Consider the following 18657-nt stretch of genomic DNA (forward strand, 5'->3'; position numbering starts at 1 on the left):
CTGTCATTGTTATAAGTGAGAAGGCTTGTATTGAATAGGATCATGATAATCCGGTTGAGGCAAATCCTGCACGGAAGGAGCCGGCTTAATAAAGCGATAGTAAAGCACAGGCACAATAAATAGGGTCATGACCATTGATGCCAGAAGTCCTACCGCCAGTACACTGCCGAGAGGAGCCCATAAAGGCGACTTCCCGAGAATCATAGGAACTACCCCTATTGCTGCTGCCGAAGATGTAAGAAAGATCGGCCGCATCCTTCGCTTCGCAGATGCCAGCGCTGCTGCTTTTGTTGTATAACCATGTTCCCGTACCAGCTCATCTGCATAATCCACAAGAATAATCCCATTGCGAACCACAATTCCCATAAGACTGATAACTCCCATAAAGGCTGTAAAACCAAAAGGATTTCCTGTAACGATCAATCCAAGCATAGCACCTAATATGCTAAGCGGGAAAGTGGCCAGTACAATCAATACTTTACCAATATTCTTAAATTGAAACAACAAGGTCAGAAATATCAGTACTATACTTATCATAAGCGATTTTGCCATATTGGGGCCGCTTTCTCCGGCAGATTCTTCCTCACCTCCATAACTGATTGATATGCCGGAGGGGAGCTTTAAGCGCGCTATTTCGGGCTTTATCTGCTGCATGATTACAGAAGCTTTAATACCCAGTTGCGCTTCCGAAAGCACCGTTAATGTACGTAACCCGTTGCGGTGAGCAATCACGCCGGTATGCCAGCTAGGCTCTATGTCCGCTACTGCTTTTAAAGGAACTTTGGTATTGTACCTGCTGGTAATATAAATATGTTGTAAATCATCAAAGCTGCTGCGGTTGGCAGTATCCAGGCGTAACAATATATCTATTGGCTTATCTCCTTCCCAAAGTGTAGAAACCGGGTAGCCCTTTACTTCCGCTCCAAGCGCTTGTGTAATAACACTATTGCTCACTCCCAGTCGCGCCGCTTCATCCTCTTTGATAACGGCCCTGGCTCCAAAATAATCGTCCTGGTAATCGGTCCTTATCCAGTTGGTTCCCCTGGCCTGGCGTAAAATCCGGGCTACCGCTTCGGCAACACGTTTTTGATCGTTTAAATTGTCGCCGGAGATCCTTACCTCCACAGGAGCTGGTGTTTGCTTCAGCGACAGTTGCCGGATGCGCACATAACCGTTGGGCAAAAAATCATGAAATTTTACAAGGTACTCGTGTACCATATCTTCAGTGGCTTCATTACTGATAGTATTAATAAAAATCTGGGCGTAGTTCTCGCGCGGAGTTTCCGGTGCGTAGTTGCTATGAAAACGGGGAGAGCTGGTGCCAACAAAGCTGGCTACTCTTACTATCCGCTTATCATCTTTAATGGCTGCTTCTACTTTCTTAACCGCCTTATCCGTTTCTTTGATATCAGTTCCGTTCTCCATCCATAACTCGATATTGAACTGGCTTCGTTCAGCCGTAGGAAATAATTCCTGATCTACCCTGGTGCCCAGGAAAAAGCCGGCAAACACTGCCAGTACCCCGGCTGTTAACGTACTCTTAGGCCAGCGAAAACAAAATTCTACTGCACGGTTATACCAGTCCTGCATCCGGTCAAGCATGTTTTTGCGCACAGGCCTGTCGCTGATTTTATGCTTAAGCCCCTTCTTAAGAAACAGGTAGCACAAATAAGGAGTTAACAGTATCGCTACCAGGAATGAAGCAAATAAAGCTACTGATACGGCAACGGGTAGTGCCTGGATAAATTCTTTGGTGAGCCCGTTAAGTACAAAGGCTAAAGGCAGAAATGCAAAAATAATCGCTGCGGTAGCGGTAAATACCGGGATCATAAGCTGCGTGGCACTTTGCCAGGCTGCCGTCCAGTTGGGGATACCTTCATCGAGTTTCTCAATGTAGTTGTCTACAATTACAATGGCATCGTCAACCACCATGCCCAATACAATGATCATAGCTGCCAGTGTTACCTGGTGAATTTCAATACCTATGATATTCAGCACGGCGAAAGTCACTGCTATCGATACCGGGGCGGCTATTGCAGAAATAGAAGCTATTCTCAAAGGTAAAAGCAGCATCACTACTATAATAACCGATGCAATGGCCATCGCAAACTCAAACATGAAATGACTGACACGCTCACGCACCACCTCGGGCTGGTCTACGATCACATTCACCGATACATCGGAAGGCAGCATTTGCTTTACCTGTCCAATCTTTGCTTCCAACTGCTTGCCCAGGTCCACGATGTTCCGTCCGGGCTGCATTTGTACCGTAAGCATCATTACATTCCGGTCGCCAACTTTGATATAACTGCTCAACTCTTCATAACGCCGCTCAATACGCGCTATATCTTTCAGGCGTATAACCCTGCCTTCAGGCGTGCTGTAAACAATTTGCGCTGCAATGGAATTCTCATCCTTGAACCGGCTATCTGCAAAGATGGGGACATTATTGGCCGCCAATGTAATGTTACCCGTTGCATTGGTTACATTTTGTACTTGCAGTACAGAAGCGATAGTTGAAAAATCAATACCAAGGCCTCGTAACTTTTCATCGTCGACTGTTACATAAATCTGCTGCCGCTGGCCGCCATAACGATTGATCTTCGATACCGCGGGAAGCGTTTTAATACCATCCTCCAGCTTGTCTACATATTGCTCCAGTTCTGCGTAACTGCGGCCGGCAGCGCTAACCGTAATCATTTGCGCCACAACATCGCCGAAATCACTATTCACCACGGGGCCTAAAACTCCCTGCGGTAACGACTGCCGCAAACTGGTATTAAGCCCATGCTGCAATGTGCTCCAGAACTTTTTAGGATCTTTTACATCTTCATTAAGTTCTACAGTGATAACTGCCTGGCCGTTCTTGGTTTCTGAATGTGTTTTCTCCTTACGCACTTCCTCGAAGCTGAACAGGTATTGCTCTATTTTATTGGTGACCTGCTTTTCAACCTGCAGCTCGTCTGCCCCTGGATATTGAGCGTATACAAGCCCCTGCCTGACTGTAATCCTGGGATCTTCACTACGGGGCATAGTAAGTAAGGCAATGATTCCTACTATCACCAGTACAGCGGTTATCACCAGTGTTATCTGGTGATATTTCATCGACGCCTCAATAATATTTAACCTTCGCTTTTGCATGATTGCCAGACTCTTTAAAATGTTTATAAACGGTTTATCAGTGTTACCTGCTGCCCGTCATGTAATTTGTTCTGCCCCTCTGTTACAACCAGGTCTTTATCCTGTATTCCACCTAGTAGCATTACCTCATTCGATAACAACTTTCCCGTTCTTACCCTTTTGCGGATAGCCCGGTTGTTTTTATCAACTATATACACATAGGGAATATCATCCGCATCTCTTATAATAGCTTGCGCCGGAACAGAAAGCTGCGAGATGGTATGACGGGTCGATACATTAATGGTACTAAGCATGCCGGGAAGTATTTTTCCGGTGCTGTTGCCTAGCCGCACTTTTACAATAAAAGTCCGGCTTGCATTATCTGCCTCAGGATTGATGATGGAAATTTTCCCCCGCAGCGAATCTTTTAAGGCAGGAATAGTGACGGTAACTTCATCTCCAATGCCAATTCTGGCAATATCTTCTTCGGTAATGGATGCCTGGGCATATACCTGGTCTGTTTTAACGATGCTGAATGCATTTACGCCTGGGCCTGCCGCTGCTCCTTTTTCGATTTGTTTGGAAGAGATAATGCCACTGAATGGCGCAAATATTTTAGTATCATTCAACCGCTTTAACGCGAGATTTCTGTTGATTTCAGCCTGCGCCAGCGCTACCTTCGCTGCAATAAAATCACGCTCAGGTAAACTCCCGCTTTGATGCAGGAGATTCAATCGCGCAAAATTATCTTTCGATTGTTCAAGGCCTGCCTCGGTGAGCAGCATGTTGTTCCTGTATTCTGTTGGTTCAAGAGCTGCCAGTAATTGTCCGGAATTTATATGCTGCCCTTCTTGCACATAAACCCCGGATACCTGCCCCGGAACCAGGAAGCTGAGTGTTACCTGGTTATCTGCTGCAATGCTGCCGCTGTACGAAAGTGTTTCGGCCTTGTCTTTTAACATAACGGCAGTGGCTTGCACCTTCACCACTTCTTCATTTAATTTGATCTCTTTGTTTCCATGTCCACACCCTGCGATTACAAAAGCCGATACGGCAACGGGGAAGATGGAGTAATATTTATTTTTCATTTGATTCAACCTGTTTTGTTTATTATCAATCACCCGGCTATACTTCGCTCATTGCCCGATAGCGCATTCTGCCGAAAAGAGATATGTGAAGTGGTCTGTTGCTGCGCTGGAAAATTTCCGGCAGCCCGGCAGATTATTGAATGAAGAGCAGGTGTTGCTTATCAAATCAAAACAGCCTACATCTTCCGGTTATAGCAACACGCTGCTCTTTCATTCGTTTCAGTCAAAGGGGGGCGTTTATTGTGCCTGCTGAGAGGTTTCCAGCCATTCTTTCCACGTGTCCATTCTTTGTTCAATAACAGGTGCTATCAGGGGCCAGGCAAAAGCCCCCAGTAGCAAACGTGATGGTGGGTTTGCTGCTTCTATTACTTTTAAAATGGCTGAGCTGGTGGCCGAAGGATTGCCTGGCTTATAACCTTCGGCCATCTTCATCAGGTGATCTCTTACCGGCTGATACGCTGCAATAGGATTGCTGTGTGAAGAAGATACGGTTTGCCAGTCGGTAGCATAACCTGCCGGTTCAATAAGGGTTACTTTTACGCCAAATATTCCCACTTCGTGACCCAATGCTTCGCAAAGCCCTTCAATTGCCCATTTTGAAGCATTGTAGATCCCCAGGCTCGGAAATGCAGTGATTCCGCCTATGCTCGAAACCTGCAGTATATGGCCCGACTGCTGCTCCCTCATAATAGGCACTACTGCCTGAATAATCCAGAGTGAACCAAATACGTTTGTTTCGAATTGCTTTCTGGCTTCCTCTTCCGTGAGCTCTTCTATAAATCCGAAATGACCATAACCGGCATTGGAAATTAATATGTCAATACGATGAAAGTGTTCAACTGCTGCTGCCACCGCTTCATGACATTGGCTTCGGTTGGTTACATCAAGCTGTAAAGGCAACACATTCTCTGCATATTTCTCTGTCAGATCATTAAGGTCAGACAGCTTCCTCGCTGTTGCAACTACAGCATAGCCTTGCTGCAATAAAGCTTCAGCCCAATGTCTGCCAAATCCTTTAGATGCCCCTGTGATAAAAACTACCTTTTTCATTTTTGATAATTTATTTATTATTATCAAAAATAGCTTGGGTACTATGTTTTCATCTTATACAAATCAACGTATTCTGTATACGATTTCAGGTAATTAATGTGGCGTGTATAATGGTGTGCGCCGGCAGTAAGAATTAATGGAAGGGGCGATTAATTTAAGTTCCGGAACTGCTGGGGGGTACAGCCTGTTTTTTGTTTAAATAACCTGCTGAAATATTGGGGATATTCAAATCCCAGTAAATAAGCGATTTCACTGATGCTTTTGTCTGTATTCCTTAAAATGTTCTTTGCCTCTTCAATCACATAATAATGAATATGATCCTGGCCATTTCTTCCCGTTTCCTTCTTTAGTAAATCGCTCAGGTAGTTGGGTGACAAATTAACTTTCTCTGCCAGGTAAGATACCGTTGGTAGTCCTTTTTCTTTTAAAATATCTGAATCGAAATACTGCTGTATTACCTTCTCTACTTGTGAAATTACATCCCGGTTGCTATTTTTTCTTGTTATAAACTGCCTGCCATAATACCGGGAACAATAGTTTAATAGTACCTCTATGTTCGAGACAATCAGGTTCTGGCTATAGGTATCAATATTCTCCTCCAGTTCGCTCTGTATTTTCAGTACACAGTCAAGTAGTGTTTGTTTTTCCTTTTCCGATAAATGCAGTGCTTCCGAAGTTTCATAAGAAAAAAATGTATAATCTTTCATCTTGGAACCCAGCGTGGTACCCCTTACCAGGTCTGGATGAAAAAAAAGCCCCCACCCAACCATATCATCTTTCTTTTCTATATCGCTGTCCATAGTCATCACCTGCCTGGGGGCAATACAAATCAAACTTCCTTCCTGGAAATCATATAACTTTCTTCCATAGCGGATTTTGTTGGCGCAATAATTCTTGAACATGATAGCGTAAAAATTGCAGCTAACCCTTATATCCTCATGGATGTGTTCATCTATTTTACTGAAATCAATAACTGCTGCGAGAGGGTGTTTCGTTACACCTTGTACAAAATTATTGATCTCAGATATGCTATGCAATTGCATAATAGGTTTCATATAAATCAGTTTTAGTGCCGGCTCTATAGCTATTGCATGATCTTTGGCTTACTTATAACGATGAAAACTTGCCGTTTTTCCCAGTAGGGAAACGCCCATATAACCACGCAAAAACATTTTACCATCCTTGATCCATGCTTTACAATTGTAGTAGTCGCCACTTGGAGCATTATAAATTTTACCATCTACATATTCTTCTCCATTCCAGTTAAGCCCGGTAAGGCTTACGATTCCAATCAGGTTCCTGGAACGCAGCTTGGTGTCGGGGTTTTTAACATCCTTCTTGGAGGTGACGCCATCGCTCTCTACAATCTGCGCTCCCCATAAATATTTACCCAGATATTTACCATTTTCTTTGTAGATCTCCATCCTTACGTCTTTTTTGTCCGACTCCCAGATGCCTACAATCGCACTCTCTCCTGTTTGGGCAAATGATTTGGAAAATAATGCCAGTACTAGGAAAAACAGAATTCTGATTGATTTCATTTTTTTAGTTTTTTTTGTTTTAAGATTACATTTGGCTCATAACTATTCTATCAAACATATTATCTCCAAGGTAAGTACGCATCCAAACCATTGGTTTGGCAAACTTGCCGACACGGTAACGTGTTTTGGGCTTGCTGCTATTTACTATTTTAATAATAGTATTGGAAATGACTTCTGGCTTTGAAGAGCCGTTTCCTTCGGCGGATTTTTTTGTACCCTCGATAATTTTTTCCATCATGTTCCTGTAAGCGCTATCCTTCCTGATTTTAGCAAAACCGTCCAGCAATACAGAGCCAAATTCAGTAGCAATAAATCCTGGTTCAAGTACAACAACATTGATGTTGAATGGCTTCAGTTCAAGTCGTAAACAGTCGCTTAGTCCCTCTACTGCATGCTTACTGGCATGATACCAGGCTCCCATAGGGAAATACATTTTGCCGCCCATTGAAGAAGTGTTAATGATTGTGCCGCTTTTGGCTTTCCGCATATGAGGAACAACCTTTTGCGTCATTGCTGCCATACCAAAAACATTCACCTCCATTTGTCTCCTGGCTTCTTCCAGCGGAACATCTTCCACTGAACCATAAAGGCCAAATCCTGCGTTATTCCATAGTATGTCTATCCTGCCTTGTTCTTTGATAATTGTATCTACAACATCCTGTATCTCATTTTCCCTGGTTACATCCATTTTGATGGGATGTCCTCCCAGTTTTTTGAGATCTTCCATCTGGTCAATCCTGCGGGCTACAGTGTATACGGTGTGTCCTTCTTGTATAAGCTTTTGGGCTGTTTCTTTACCCATCCCTGAACTTGCACCTGTAATTAGTATTACCTTTTTCATTTTTTTCTATTAAATTAATAAATCAAAGATCATTTATAAATGTTCCTTGCTGCTAATACTAATTACTGGTAATTGTATACTTTTCTCAGATGTGGAAAAAAGGTGCTGAAATGAGCCCGGTTAGGCAACATAATTTTTTGAAATCAATCTGTTATATGGTAGTTGGGGGCCGGTTATTCGAACGATCCTTGTGCGTGGGCAACCTGGTTGCCCCAGGTGGTGATGGCGTTTAAGACGGGAACAAAGCTGTATCCCAAGTCAGTTAAACTATAAATTGTTTTTAGCGGAGGTTTTTGACCCAATACTTTTTTCGAAACCAGGCCGTCTTTCTCCAGTTGTTTCAGTTGTATGCTCAAAGTCATTTCCGTTACGGCCGGCATTTCTTTGCGAAGTTCGTTGTATCTTTTTTCGCCGTCTTTCAGATGGTAAAGTATTACTGCCTTCCATTTACCACCTACCAGGTCCATGGTTAAGCTTACCGTACAGGGGTAAGTTTTTCCATTAAGTTTTACAGAATCTCCAATACACTCTGGTTTCATTTTAAACTTTTTTAGACCTATCCAATTAGATAGTTATTGTTAATGAAGGTACCCGGAAATAGCTTTGTACTATAAATATGATAGTATCAGATATAAAGATAAGATTATGGCACTAATTATTCTGGCGCATCCCGATATCGATAAGTCATTTGCGAACAAAACCATTATGGAAGCACTCCGGGAAAAGGCTCCGGGTATTGAAATAAGGAACATTGCTAATTTGTATCCTGATTATAAAATCGTTGCCCAGGCGGAGCAGGAGGCTTTGCTCAGGCATCACACGATAATCTTTCAGTACCCTTTTTACTGGTATAATATGCCTGCCATTTTAAAGCATTGGTTCGATGTGGTGTTTGAATACCAGTTTGCCTATGGCTCAAGAGGTGACAAGCTTAAAGGCAAAAATTTTGTACCGAGTTTTACTGTGGGAGCACCTGAAAAAGAGTATTACACACTAGGCGAACATCATTTCCACGTAAATGAATTTTGTAAAAACCTGGAGCAGACTGCCTATTACGCACAAATGAATTACATCAGCCCCGTTTACTTTCATGGCACTTCTCTGGCTGCCGGTTATACAGAAAACGACATAAAATGCAAGGCAAAAGAGCATGCAGCCAAACTTATGGCGCTGATCGAAACGTTGAAATGACGTTGTGTCAATGCCGGCACGACTTGCGCTACCTGGTTTCTGCCGTCTATTCATTAAAAAAGCTCAAATTTGCGGATATGGAACATTTAGTTATTCGCCCGCTAAATAATGAAGACGCTTCAAAAGCGGTGGAGTTGATACTTCCCATCCAGCAAATTGAATTTAATGTTCCCGTAACCATCGATGATCAGCCCGATCTGCTCGATATTGAAGCCTGTTATCATAGAACAGGCGGCTGTTTCTGGGGGGCATTCAGCGGCGGACAACTGGTAGGTACTATTGCTCTTATTGTAACTCCGGACAACAACGGTGTCATCAGGAAGATGTTTGTAAAAAAGGAATACCGGGGGAAGGAAGCGGGGATAGCGCAACGGCTGTTAAATACGCTGATAAAATACAGTGAGCATAATGGAGTCATTCACCTGTACCTGGGAACTGTAGAGGCGTTGAAAGCCGCCCAGCGATTTTATGAACGTAATGGTTTTGAAAGCATACCTAAGGGTAACTTGCCGAAAAGCTTTCCTTTAATGGCTGTTGATACCTTATTCTATTCCCGGAAGTTATGATCACTCACGTTCAAACAGGCGTAGTTGTCCGGTAAGCTCAAACTCAACAGCATATCTCTCTCGTGATCCTTCAAACGAACGCGGATACCAAAGCAGGCCTTTGCGGGTATTGACCAGGTAAATATGAGTTACATCCGCTGCTCCCTCTATTTCCTGTTTCTTTTTCCTGAAGGTTTTTGCGATACGCGATACTGCACGGAACGCTATCTTGTCAAGCGAAAATAGCCGCTCCTGCCACGGATCTTTGATTGAAGTGACTACTGGCTTGGGTTGTTGCCACTCGCCTTTTTCATAATAATATTCGTCAAGATGTTCTGCATTATGCGGATCCTGGATTTCCAAACGGATGCGGCCATCGTCATAAAAATGAATATCCTCCAATACCCGGATAGCCTCTTTAGGGACTCCCAGTCGCTTTATAAGCGCATATTCGGCACTATCCAGGGTAGCTTCGTTGGTCCAGTCAAAGCTAAAAGCCGGCTGATCCTGTAATGGCACAGCGCTGGTGTTGTTTCCGGCAACACCAGCTTTATCTGCCAGGGTGTCTTCAATTGTATCCTGGAAATTGGTTTTAAACAGCATACCTGCAATAGCCGTACAGATAACGGCCGCCAGCGTTATACGTAAGAGGGCAGATCGCTTCATGATATATTTGTATTGGCAATTAACACTTCTTCTAATTCCACGTGCTGCGGATGGGCAGGAAGATAAAAGATAGGAATCTCTTTAAGCTCCGCAAATTGCCCCATTTCCAATGGCGATACAAGTTTTTTGGTGCTCACCTGGTGCCTATTTCCACGCTCGTCGTTGAAACGCAGCTCTAAACGGATCATATGCGAATCATTGACCGTAGTGCCTGTTTGTTTTAGTGACAATACTTCTGCTATCGTCCTTCTGCCCTTATAGAGCAGGTAGGGGTTTTTACGTATGTTCAATAGCTTGATAAAAACAAAGTAAAGTATAAGTGCCACAAAAAGGGCAATGAGTGGGATCAGCAACAGCGGGTGCGAAGCCGATAAAAAACGCCAGCCATAGCCCCTATTTTCCTGTTGATAGGCATAGCAATAATAACCCACTATGCCAGCGGCAGGCGCCAGTACAATAATCGTCCTTATCAGCACATTTATGACGCTTATCTTATAATCCGAATCCTGTAAAATGCAATAGGGAGTCCGGCGCAACTCCTCGTCTACGAGAAGTTGCGCGTTTGCTCCCCGGGCAAATCTATTACGTTCCGGATACCGGTCTTTCAGTACCAGGCTATCTTCAATCATGGTGCCTGCAAAATTCTTCAGCTTAAAGCTGATAGATAAAACAGGCCATTGACCATCTTTTATTTTCCTTACATTGTTAATGACTATAGGTATCGATCTGCCGTATAGCTGCAGGTAGCGTATGCTCCTTATTTTGGAAAACAAAGAAAATACGCCGGCATAGGCCAATGACACCCAACAAAGCGACCATAGGAAAACAGAAAGGAAGAGATATAATATGGCCCTGTATGGCGAGCTATTTGCCAGCTGATAAGGGCTCTTTAATCCCGTACCATAGTAAATGATACACGGATGTACAAAGATGAAGTAGGCGATAAACAGCCCCCAGAAAATAATGAATCCGTATTTTTTCAAAGCGTATAATTAAGAGCAGCTCCTATTCTGCACCTTTCAGCGTAAAACAAACTCCTGAATACTTTTGTTTATCGCTGCCGATATACGAAGCATCGTAGTTTTTCTTTTCCGGCTCTCCTAATTGTTCCTTCAGGAGTGAGTAGTTCACTTTTTCTACACGACTTTCCCACTCATTGTCAGAGGAGGGTTTTATAGGTTCGAGGTTTTTCATTTCAAATACAACATGCAGTGGCGTGGTCTGTTTGGAGCGCCTTACAAACAGGGTATCTCCTTCTATTTTCTGTATCAGGATCCAGCCTTCAGGCAATCCATCGACACTGTTACCGTCCTTGTCGGTAAAAAACACGACGCCATAACGCTGTCCCTCTTTTACTTGCATTAACTGTGCTTTCATATGTGATTGCTGGTTGCCCAGCTCGTTCATCTTTGCCTTGTTTTTAAAGTGCATAAACACAGCCACAACGGCTATCGCTACGACAGCATAGAGCATGCCTTTCCAAAGCTGAAAATAGGGGATGGTAAATGTTTGCTTAAAGCGATTGATCTCTTGCTTAAGCTCCTCTGAATAATGTTTTGAGCGTACCTTCTGACCGTTTTTGTTGTAAACGCGGGCCACCTTCATGAAGCCGCCACCAAAGGGCAGCCCTATAAACGTTCGGGCAGGAACTACTATTTTAATCTGGTACTGCGAGGGGGTGGGTTCATTGGTAAGTTGGGTTTCTATCCACTTCTCTCCTAAAACATAATCGTAAAGACCGTAAACTAAAAACATATGTTAACAAAATTGGTGTACTTCAATGAATGCTATTCCGATCTTCCCTTTCATTCATACCTTATCTAAGGGACTGCAAAGCCGAACAGGATAGCTTATATTTTGTCATCGGTATACTAATCAATATTTGTTCCATATAAAAAAGTATAAAAAAAGATAGGGCGAAATCAGAGTTTTTTTTATTGCCATCATCTTCCGCCACTATTTATCATTCTGTCTCTGTTGTTATTCTCCTATTGGCTTGTTGGTGCTTATGGCCAGTCTGTTCCAGGTATTGATGGTGGCAATGGACAGCAGTATCTGGGCGATTTGGTTGTCGGTAAATAATTGTTTGGCTTTTGCATATGTTTCGTCACTCAGGCCATGTTGATGGACTAAAGTAACTTCTTCCGTCATCTGGAGAATGACGCGTTCTTCTTCGGTATAAAGTGTTGTTTCCCGCCATGCGTTCAGTAGAAAGATCCGTTGCTGGGTTTCTCCATACTTCAGTGCGTCTTTGGTGTGCATGTCCAGGCAAAATGCACATCCGTTGATCTGTGATGCGCGAATTTTTATCAGCTCTTTCTGGATTTTGGTGAGCGAAGAATGCTGAAGCGTAACTTCCAGGGCATACATCGCTTTATAGGCAGCAGGCTCCAAGGCTGTGATGTCGATACGGTTATTCATAAAATATGTTTTTGCTATGAATGTTAATGTTGTTTATGTTCTTGTGATCACGGGTACAAAGCTAGCAGCCACCTGCAGCAACATTCTTAAGCTGGTTTAAGAAATGCCGTTTATGACGTAAATTGTAAGCCTTGAAAAACTATTCCCATGCCCATACATGTAGCTATCACCCGGAAGGTGCTTCCCGGAAAGGAAGAAGAATTTGAAGTGGCCCTTCGCGACTTTCTGGGACAATCTTTTGCACATGAAGGTGTGCACGGCGCCATGATGATCACCGCCTTAAAAGAAGATGGTAAAAACGAAATAGGGATTCTCAGAACCTTTGCCGATGAAAGGGAGCGTGATGCGTTTTATAATTCAAAACTTTTCAAGGATTGGGATGCTTATGCTTCCACATTAACCGAAGATCCGGTGTATCGTCATCTGACAGGACTTGAGGCATGGTTTCGTACGCCAACACCCCCACCCAGGTGGAAGATGGCTGTAGCTACTTTATGTGGTGTTTTTCCTACCAGCTTATTCCTTTCGTTTACGGTGGGGCCATTGATACAAAAGTTACCGCCGCCGCTGCGTTTGCTGATCATCGCTGGCTGCATGGTGGCGCTATTGACCTGGGTGGTAATGCCGGTAGTTACCAAAGTATTGAGGAGATGGCTGAAACCTGTAAAACCTTAGATCGGATGATATCACCCGCCTTTTATTTGCAGAATCAGGCGGGTAACTATAAAGCAGCTTCGGCGGCGCCTCTCAGGTAAGGCTGCTGCCGAAGCCAGGTGCTTAGTACTTGCGCGCAAACTCTTTTGCAAAGTCTTCGAGCTTTGTCTTTCCGTTTGCCGGGGAGCCTGTTTGCTGAAAGTCGGCCAATATGATACCGTTACGGATGCCTGTACCCATTTCGGTATATAAGCCTGCGATTTCTTCCGGTACACCTGCCTGCGTCATACCTGCTAAAGCCTGCGCGTCGGTAAATTCCACCCAGGGAAGCGTTGGCAATCCTATCGCTTTGCCTAATTCCGCAGCCACTTCTGCCGGCTGACGCATATCGCTTACAATATAACGCACAGTTTTTCCTTCGGGTGATTGCCGGAGTGCATCAGCTGCTGCAGTTGCAATATCTTCCGGATGTGCTAGTGCTAAAGGAGTGGTTGCGGGGAAATTGGCACCCATAATACCCGCGCCTTTGATCAATGGAACATCATTATAGAAATTGGTAAAGAAGTAGCCTGCTCTGAGGAAGGTGACTGATACATTTTCCAGCTCACTATATAATTTTTCAATACGATGGAGTCCTGTGATAGGTCCGGTGCCACCAGGAGCATCTGCGCCAATGCTGCTCAGCATTACTACATGTTTTACGCCGGTTTCGGCAATAGCTGTGGCAAAGGCCCTGCCTGCATCTACTGTGTTGTTAATGATATTGCTGCCGCCCATATTGGGAGGTGTCATCGCAAATACTGCTGCTGCATCATTAAGGGCCTGTTTCAGGAAGCTGGCGTTGCTAACCGAGCCAATGGCCGCCCTGGCGCCCAAAGCCTCAATATCTGCTTTCCTGTCTGAGTTGCTGCTGATCACCGTTACGGTATGTCCTGCAGCTACCAGCTGCTTTGTCAAGGGGCGGCCTATGTTTCCTAAAGAACCTGAAATTGTAATATTCATCGTGTTTGTTTTTATTTCGGAAACAAAGCTACCTTTGTACTTACTTTTATACAAGTACCTACCCCAAAGTAAGTGTCATGGCAGCTATAAAACAGTCATCAACGATACAGGAAAACAAGCAGTACGCGCTTGATCTATGTCCCGTTACCTATGTAATGGAAAAAATAGGCGGCTATTGGAAGCCCATTATTCTCTACCATCTGTCAACCGGCGACAAGCGTTACAGTGAATTGAAAAAAGCCATCCCCGCGATCACGGAGAAAATGCTGATCCAGCATCTGAAGCAGCTGGAGGCTGATAGTCTCGTTATTCGGGAAGCAAAGCCGGTGGTGCCTCCTTTTGTAACATACCGGCTTAGTAAAGCAGGGCAGGGGCTTTCGCCTGTAATTGAAGCGATGGCTAACTGGGCATTCCGCGACAGGGAAGGGGCTTTCAGCGGGGGCGGCTAAAATCAGTTTGCAGTATAGCGGAAAGATGTATTATTGTAAGTGTTCAAACGACAATTATCATGAAGACGCAAAAGCAAAGGATGTTCGATGGAGAGCCTTACGATGCTCATTCCAAAGAAATGGTAGACATCAGGAGGCAAACAAAGAAACTCCTGCACAGGCTGAATGTAACCGAGTACTATTCCGAAAACTCCCAGGCCATATTAAACGAGTTATGTCCTAACTCGGCTAAAAATATTCATTTCGAACCTCCGTTCCATTGTGATTATGGGGATCATATTTATGCCGGCGATAAAGTGTTCATCAATTTCGGAGCAGTCATTCTTGATGGCGCCAAGGTAACTATCGGCGCCCGCACCATGCTGGCTCCCGGTGTACATATTTATACTGCGCAGCACCCGCTTGATGCCGATGAGCGTGACAAGTGGGAAGACTGCAAGCCTGTGACAATAGGTGAGCGTTGCTGGATAGGTGGCCATGTTACTATATGTCCTGGTGTTACAATAGGCGATCGTTGTGTTATTGGCGCCGGTTCGGTAGTAACGAGAGATATACCAGCGGATTCCCTTGCTGTGGGTAATCCTGCACGCGTTATCAGGAAGTTGAACGGTACGAAATAGGGAGCTTTCGAAACTTTTTTCGCAAAAGTTAAAGTAAAGCTTGGCTTGTATCATACAAACTCCTACTTTTGCACCCCATCCACTACAAATGGATGGCGAGGCTCGGGAGGTAGTTCAGCCCGGTAGAATACCTGGTTTGGGACCAGGGGGTCGCAGGTTCGAATCCTGTCCTCCCGACGAAAGAGGCTTCATTTTGAAATAAGATGTAGTCACAAAAAGTCGGAAACCCCGCAAACATTGAGTTTGCGGGGTTTTTTCATTTTAGCCCCACATCAATTTATATCATAGTATTTCAATCTGGCGGTGAGTAATTGTGTGAGTAAAAAAACTCGGTAATTTTTACTCATGAAAATTCATTCAAACTTTTGAAGCTCAACTTGTTAGGGCTCTTTATTTTGTTGCGTCCTGACAGGATTTGAACTCGCTTCCTTACGTGGAAAGAGGTGAAAGAATTGGAAAATATTTCAAAACATTTCAATTCAAGTGGTATGAGAACAGACAAGAGTTTTTCTATTGACTTCATTATCCGAAAAGACAAAAAGGATAAAACGGAAGGCTATCTATTTGCCCGTGTGACCGTAGACGGGGAGAACACAGAGATTTCATTGAAAGAGAAAATTAAGGTTGCCGATTGGGATTCTAAAAGCGAAACGGTAAAAGGAAGAGGCCGTGAAGCAAAAAGTATCAACGATTGGATAGACGATGTGCGGTTTAAGCTGAAGGAAAGCAGGAAGGCATTAGAGGTAGGCAGATTCCGTGTTACCTGCAATTGTGTGAAAGATCATTACGAGGGTAAGCATATCAGCCAGAAGCCGCCGGAATCAGGACATACAATGAAAGAGTTGTTTAGGTTTCACGAAAAAATAGAGGGCAATGTGAAAGGCGACGATATGGTGAATAAAATTGGGGAAACTGATGAAGAGGAAATACAGGGTGAGCAAAGGGCAAAATTGAAGGGCGGCACTTTAAAGAATTATGTTACTACTGAAAAGTACGTAGACAATTTTTTACAACACAAATATAAAAAGAAAGATATTGACCTTTTTGAGTTTGATTATCAGGCTGCGTTAGAGTTAGAAAGCTACATTAGGAAATACCCTTTAAAAAAACATGACCCCTGTCTAGGAAACGGGGTTTATAAACACATGGAAAGGGTGATTAAAATGTTTGGGATGGCTGCGGATATGCACTGGATAAAATTCAATCCTTTTGATGCGTATGTGGTAAAAAAGAAAAAGATTGTACGACAGCGTTTAACTGTTGAGTATTTTGTTTTCATTGAGAATAGCACATTTCATATTGACAGACTAAATTTCGTACGGGATTTATTCATTTTTGACTGCTATTTGGGCGTAAGCTACGTAGACCTTATGGCTTTATCCGACTATCACTTTGAAGAGATAGAAGGTTATCTTTTCTGTACCATATATAGGCAAAAAAGTGTGGAGTTGGCAGGGATACCGGTGCCACAGATGGCAAAAAAGATTATGGAGAAATATAGGAATACTTCTGCTGCAAAAGAGCGGGGTAAAATATTTCCATATATAAGCAATAAAGATTTCAACAATAGCTTAAAAATAATCGGTGGTATATTGAATTTGCCACTTGAACTTGATACCCGAAAGGCACGGGCGTTTTTTGCGCGGGAGGTCAATTTGAAAAATGGCGTTCCTTTGGAAACTGTGAGTAAGATGATGGGGCATACAAAAATCAGTACAACGAAAAACATTTATGCAGATGTCGATGAAGAAAAAATTATAGAGGACACCGCTCACGTACAAGATAGGTTTAACAGGAAAAAAGAGAAGTATTTAAAAGTCGTATAAAAGAACATTAATATTTAAGGGCGAATGCCTTTTTTTATCAGACATTAATAGCGGTTTTCAGGAGCTACACTGTAGCTTCGTTTCAAATACATTATATTGCGTAAGTCAGACTTGAGTTAAAATCTCAATGTATTGACATACCCTTAACTTCATTTTTATGGACTTCTTCAATATAACTCCGACAAGTATAATGTCAAATCTAATTAAGGGCATTATTACTGGAGGAAAAATAGTCAAGAGATTTGCTATTGCGGCAGGAGTGTTAGCATTAGCATCTGCAATTATAGCTTATTGTGTAGACAAAAAGGTTCTTCCATATAATTCAATCGTTGTAATCTGGATTCTTGGAGGTGCATCGGCATTGATACTAATTGGTATTTCAAGCTATCAAATGTTAATTGATCAGGAAGAGGCTGCTGTAGAAATTAAGAAAGTCGAAGATAAAATTAAGGAAAGTCCTACGAAGTCATGGGAGCTAGGAAGAATGAAATTAGAAAGTTACCTTAATCGTAATCTTAAACAAGTGCAATCCATTTTCGTATGGACTGTTATTGTGATGTTGTTTGGTTTTGCGGTAATATGGTATGGAATCATAAAGCTGTACCAAGGTGGTGGCTCGGTGGATGCAGCTATGCTTACAACGGTTTCAGGGCTCATTATAGAAGTTATTGGCGGGTCGTTTCTTTTGATTTACAAGTCCACCATGAAACAGGCGAAAGAATATGTTACCGTACTAGAGCGGATTAATGCAGTAGGAATGTCGGTTCAAATATTAGATAGCATTAGTCAAAATGAGTCAAAGCTTCAAGATCAAGCTAGAGCAGAAATAGCGAAGCAGTTGTTAGAGTTGTACGGTGGAATTAAAAAGTAAATTATCATGTCCGATAAAGAATTTAATATAAAGTCCAGCACTATAGAAAAGGGGTTGGAGCTTGCAAAAGACTTTGTAGGAAAATTAATTGGGCCCACTATAGAAGAATTAGGGCTTTTTGTTTCTGATAATATAAAGTATCTAAGATTTAAAAACCAAGTAAAAATACTTTTGAAAGCCAAAAAGTATGTAGAGGACAATAAAATATCAATTAAAGAGGTGCCGATTAAAATTCTCGTGCCTTTACTTGAGAAGGCATCATTAGAAGAAAGTGAAGAGCTACAAGACAAATGGGCAAGTATGCTTGCCAATATGGTAAATTCAGAAAAGAACTTCCAGAATCAAATTTTTCCTTCAATCTTAAGTCAATTATCAATTGAAGAATTTAATGAATTGAATGAGTTATTGAATGCTGAAAAAGATTTCAGGGGCATGGTTGCCAAGTATAACAGGGTAAGAAGGGAGTATAATCTTTCTACTGTCAAACAAATTGAAGAATTAAAAGAAAAAATTTCAGATTTAGAAAGAACAGGGATGTATCTAAACCTTGAAGAATTTGAATGCGCGAATTTGGTGCGCTTAGGATTAATAAAAAAGGTGCCTCCGTCGATTTATATTCCTGAATTTAGGACAGGAGGTCACTATGATTCAGGCGAGCAATGGCACGCCCTAAATGCGGAATATGATGCTGATAATAATGGGTATCGGCTTACAGAATTGGGTGAAAAATTTTTAGAAATGTGTCAACTAAAAACTGCATAATTGATAGTGT

The 18657-nt window shown here is 42.8% G+C and carries 20 protein-coding genes and 1 tRNA gene; 9 read left to right on the forward strand and 12 right to left on the reverse strand.

The window, feature by feature from the left end:
- Nucleotides 1-9: 9 nt before the first annotated feature.
- From ESB13_RS20135 to ESB13_RS20165, 7 genes are all read right to left on the reverse strand, one after another.
- Nucleotides 10-3141 (reverse strand): efflux RND transporter permease subunit, encoded by a 3132-nt coding sequence (locus ESB13_RS20135; RefSeq protein WP_181955315.1) that lies wholly within the window; start codon nucleotides 3139-3141, stop codon nucleotides 10-12.
- Between the two features lie 23 nt (nucleotides 3142-3164).
- The gene (locus tag ESB13_RS20140; RefSeq protein WP_129005500.1) at nucleotides 3165-4208 is read right to left on the reverse strand and encodes an efflux RND transporter periplasmic adaptor subunit; all 1044 of its coding nucleotides are present in this window, start codon (nucleotides 4206-4208) and stop codon (nucleotides 3165-3167) included.
- Between the two features lie 237 nt (nucleotides 4209-4445).
- The gene (locus ESB13_RS20145; RefSeq protein ID WP_129005501.1) at nucleotides 4446-5258 is read right to left on the reverse strand and encodes an SDR family NAD(P)-dependent oxidoreductase; all 813 of its coding nucleotides are present in this window, start codon (nucleotides 5256-5258) and stop codon (nucleotides 4446-4448) included.
- Between the two features lie 149 nt (nucleotides 5259-5407).
- On the reverse strand, nucleotides 5408-6313 hold the full coding sequence (locus ESB13_RS20150) for a helix-turn-helix domain-containing protein (protein ID WP_129005502.1): 906 nt from the start codon (nucleotides 6311-6313) through the stop codon (nucleotides 5408-5410).
- Nucleotides 6314-6361: 48 nt separating this feature from the next.
- The gene (locus ESB13_RS20155) at nucleotides 6362-6799 is read right to left on the reverse strand and encodes a DUF2147 domain-containing protein (protein WP_129005503.1); all 438 of its coding nucleotides are present in this window, start codon (nucleotides 6797-6799) and stop codon (nucleotides 6362-6364) included.
- A gap of 25 nt (nucleotides 6800-6824) precedes the next feature.
- Nucleotides 6825-7640 (reverse strand): oxidoreductase, encoded by an 816-nt coding sequence (locus ESB13_RS20160; protein WP_129005504.1) that lies wholly within the window; start codon nucleotides 7638-7640, stop codon nucleotides 6825-6827.
- Nucleotides 7641-7813: 173 nt separating this feature from the next.
- Nucleotides 7814-8179, reverse strand: a complete 366-nt coding sequence (locus tag ESB13_RS20165) for a winged helix-turn-helix transcriptional regulator (protein WP_129005505.1) — start codon at nucleotides 8177-8179, stop codon at nucleotides 7814-7816.
- Nucleotides 8180-8285: 106 nt separating this feature from the next.
- Between ESB13_RS20165 and ESB13_RS20170 the strand changes: the two genes are divergently transcribed.
- Both ESB13_RS20170 and ESB13_RS20175 read left to right on the forward strand, forming a co-directional pair.
- Entirely contained in the window at nucleotides 8286-8831 is a 546-nt protein-coding gene (locus ESB13_RS20170; RefSeq protein ID WP_129005506.1) for an NAD(P)H-dependent oxidoreductase, read from the forward strand.
- A 77-nt stretch (nucleotides 8832-8908) separates the two neighbouring features.
- Nucleotides 8909-9397 (forward strand): GNAT family N-acetyltransferase, encoded by a 489-nt coding sequence (locus ESB13_RS20175; RefSeq protein ID WP_129005507.1) that lies wholly within the window; start codon nucleotides 8909-8911, stop codon nucleotides 9395-9397.
- Here the strand turns inward: ESB13_RS20175 and ESB13_RS20180 are convergent, their stop codons facing one another.
- From ESB13_RS20180 to ESB13_RS20195, 4 genes are all read right to left on the reverse strand, one after another.
- Complete coding sequence (locus ESB13_RS20180; protein WP_129005508.1) at nucleotides 9398-10042, reverse strand: hypothetical protein; 645 nt, start codon at nucleotides 10040-10042, stop codon at nucleotides 9398-9400.
- Nucleotides 10039-11025 carry a hypothetical protein gene (locus ESB13_RS20185; RefSeq protein WP_129005509.1) on the reverse strand — a complete coding sequence of 329 codons (987 nt, stop codon included), beginning with the start codon at nucleotides 11023-11025 and terminating at the stop codon, nucleotides 10039-10041. The genes ESB13_RS20180 and ESB13_RS20185 overlap by 4 nt, the downstream gene beginning before the upstream one ends.
- Nucleotides 11026-11047: 22 nt before the next feature.
- The gene (locus ESB13_RS20190; RefSeq protein WP_129005510.1) at nucleotides 11048-11797 is read right to left on the reverse strand and encodes a hypothetical protein; all 750 of its coding nucleotides are present in this window, start codon (nucleotides 11795-11797) and stop codon (nucleotides 11048-11050) included.
- Between the two features lie 225 nt (nucleotides 11798-12022).
- Nucleotides 12023-12463, reverse strand: a complete 441-nt coding sequence (locus tag ESB13_RS20195; RefSeq protein WP_129005511.1) for a carboxymuconolactone decarboxylase family protein — start codon at nucleotides 12461-12463, stop codon at nucleotides 12023-12025.
- A 147-nt stretch (nucleotides 12464-12610) separates the two neighbouring features.
- On the opposite strand from ESB13_RS20195, the gene ESB13_RS20200 reads away from it, so the two are divergent.
- Nucleotides 12611-13138, forward strand: a complete 528-nt coding sequence (locus ESB13_RS20200; RefSeq protein WP_129005512.1) for an antibiotic biosynthesis monooxygenase — start codon at nucleotides 12611-12613, stop codon at nucleotides 13136-13138.
- Nucleotides 13139-13240: 102 nt separating this feature from the next.
- On the opposite strand, the gene ESB13_RS20205 is transcribed toward ESB13_RS20200, so the two are convergent.
- Nucleotides 13241-14119, reverse strand: coding sequence for an NAD(P)H-binding protein (locus ESB13_RS20205; RefSeq protein WP_129005513.1), 879 nt, complete (start codon nucleotides 14117-14119; stop codon nucleotides 13241-13243).
- A gap of 77 nt (nucleotides 14120-14196) precedes the next feature.
- Here ESB13_RS20205 and ESB13_RS20210 point away from each other — a divergent pair, with 77 nt between their 5' ends.
- The 6 genes from ESB13_RS20210 to ESB13_RS20235 all read left to right on the forward strand — a co-directional run bounded on the left by ESB13_RS20210 (nucleotide 14197) and on the right by ESB13_RS20235 (nucleotide 18647).
- A complete protein-coding gene (locus ESB13_RS20210) occupies nucleotides 14197-14568 on the forward strand; it encodes a winged helix-turn-helix transcriptional regulator (protein WP_129005514.1) in 372 nt (123 codons plus the stop codon).
- Nucleotides 14569-14627: 59 nt separating this feature from the next.
- The gene (locus ESB13_RS24215) at nucleotides 14628-15188 is read left to right on the forward strand and encodes a sugar O-acetyltransferase (protein WP_129005515.1); all 561 of its coding nucleotides are present in this window, start codon (nucleotides 14628-14630) and stop codon (nucleotides 15186-15188) included.
- Nucleotides 15189-15291: 103 nt separating this feature from the next.
- A tRNA-Pro gene (locus tag ESB13_RS20220) sits at nucleotides 15292-15365 on the forward strand.
- Nucleotides 15366-15676: 311 nt separating this feature from the next.
- Nucleotides 15677-17014, forward strand: coding sequence for a site-specific integrase (locus ESB13_RS20225; RefSeq protein WP_129005516.1), 1338 nt, complete (start codon nucleotides 15677-15679; stop codon nucleotides 17012-17014).
- A gap of 157 nt (nucleotides 17015-17171) precedes the next feature.
- Nucleotides 17172-17885, forward strand: coding sequence for a TRADD-N-associated membrane domain-containing protein (locus tag ESB13_RS20230; RefSeq protein WP_129005517.1), 714 nt, complete (start codon nucleotides 17172-17174; stop codon nucleotides 17883-17885).
- A 6-nt stretch (nucleotides 17886-17891) separates the two neighbouring features.
- Nucleotides 17892-18647 carry an Abi-alpha family protein gene (locus tag ESB13_RS20235; protein ID WP_129005518.1) on the forward strand — a complete coding sequence of 252 codons (756 nt, stop codon included), beginning with the start codon at nucleotides 17892-17894 and terminating at the stop codon, nucleotides 18645-18647.
- Nucleotides 18648-18657 lie beyond the last annotated feature (10 nt).

Source organism: Filimonas effusa (genome assembly GCF_004118675.1).
GTDB lineage: Bacteria > Bacteroidota > Bacteroidia > Chitinophagales > Chitinophagaceae > Filimonas > Filimonas effusa.

Bases quoted from the DNA above. Each gene is read 5' to 3' on its own strand.
- ESB13_RS20135 (WP_181955315.1), bottom strand. From the start codon at position 3,141: ATGCAAAAGCGAAGGTTAAATATTATTGAGGCGTCGATGAAATATCAC.
- ESB13_RS20140 (WP_129005500.1), bottom strand. From the start codon at position 4,208: ATGAAAAATAAATATTACTCCATCTTCCCCGTTGCCGTATCGGCTTTT.
- ESB13_RS20145 (WP_129005501.1), bottom strand. From the start codon at position 5,258: ATGAAAAAGGTAGTTTTTATCACAGGGGCATCTAAAGGATTTGGCAGA.
- ESB13_RS20150 (WP_129005502.1), bottom strand. From the start codon at position 6,313: ATGAAACCTATTATGCAATTGCATAGCATATCTGAGATCAATAATTTT.
- ESB13_RS20155 (WP_129005503.1), bottom strand. From the start codon at position 6,799: ATGAAATCAATCAGAATTCTGTTTTTCCTAGTACTGGCATTATTTTCC.
- ESB13_RS20160 (WP_129005504.1), bottom strand. From the start codon at position 7,640: ATGAAAAAGGTAATACTAATTACAGGTGCAAGTTCAGGGATGGGTAAA.
- ESB13_RS20165 (WP_129005505.1), bottom strand. From the start codon at position 8,179: ATGAAACCAGAGTGTATTGGAGATTCTGTAAAACTTAATGGAAAAACT.
- ESB13_RS20170 (WP_129005506.1), top strand. From the start codon at position 8,286: ATGGCACTAATTATTCTGGCGCATCCCGATATCGATAAGTCATTTGCG.
- ESB13_RS20175 (WP_129005507.1), top strand. From the start codon at position 8,909: ATGGAACATTTAGTTATTCGCCCGCTAAATAATGAAGACGCTTCAAAA.
- ESB13_RS20180 (WP_129005508.1), bottom strand. From the start codon at position 10,042: ATGAAGCGATCTGCCCTCTTACGTATAACGCTGGCGGCCGTTATCTGT.
- ESB13_RS20190 (WP_129005510.1), bottom strand. From the start codon at position 11,797: ATGTTTTTAGTTTACGGTCTTTACGATTATGTTTTAGGAGAGAAGTGG.
- ESB13_RS20195 (WP_129005511.1), bottom strand. From the start codon at position 12,463: ATGAATAACCGTATCGACATCACAGCCTTGGAGCCTGCTGCCTATAAA.
- ESB13_RS20200 (WP_129005512.1), top strand. From the start codon at position 12,611: ATGCCCATACATGTAGCTATCACCCGGAAGGTGCTTCCCGGAAAGGAA.
- ESB13_RS20205 (WP_129005513.1), bottom strand. From the start codon at position 14,119: ATGAATATTACAATTTCAGGTTCTTTAGGAAACATAGGCCGCCCCTTG.
- ESB13_RS20210 (WP_129005514.1), top strand. From the start codon at position 14,197: ATGGCAGCTATAAAACAGTCATCAACGATACAGGAAAACAAGCAGTAC.
- ESB13_RS24215 (WP_129005515.1), top strand. From the start codon at position 14,628: ATGAAGACGCAAAAGCAAAGGATGTTCGATGGAGAGCCTTACGATGCT.
- ESB13_RS20225 (WP_129005516.1), top strand. From the start codon at position 15,677: ATGAGAACAGACAAGAGTTTTTCTATTGACTTCATTATCCGAAAAGAC.
- ESB13_RS20230 (WP_129005517.1), top strand. From the start codon at position 17,172: ATGGACTTCTTCAATATAACTCCGACAAGTATAATGTCAAATCTAATT.
- ESB13_RS20235 (WP_129005518.1), top strand. From the start codon at position 17,892: ATGTCCGATAAAGAATTTAATATAAAGTCCAGCACTATAGAAAAGGGG.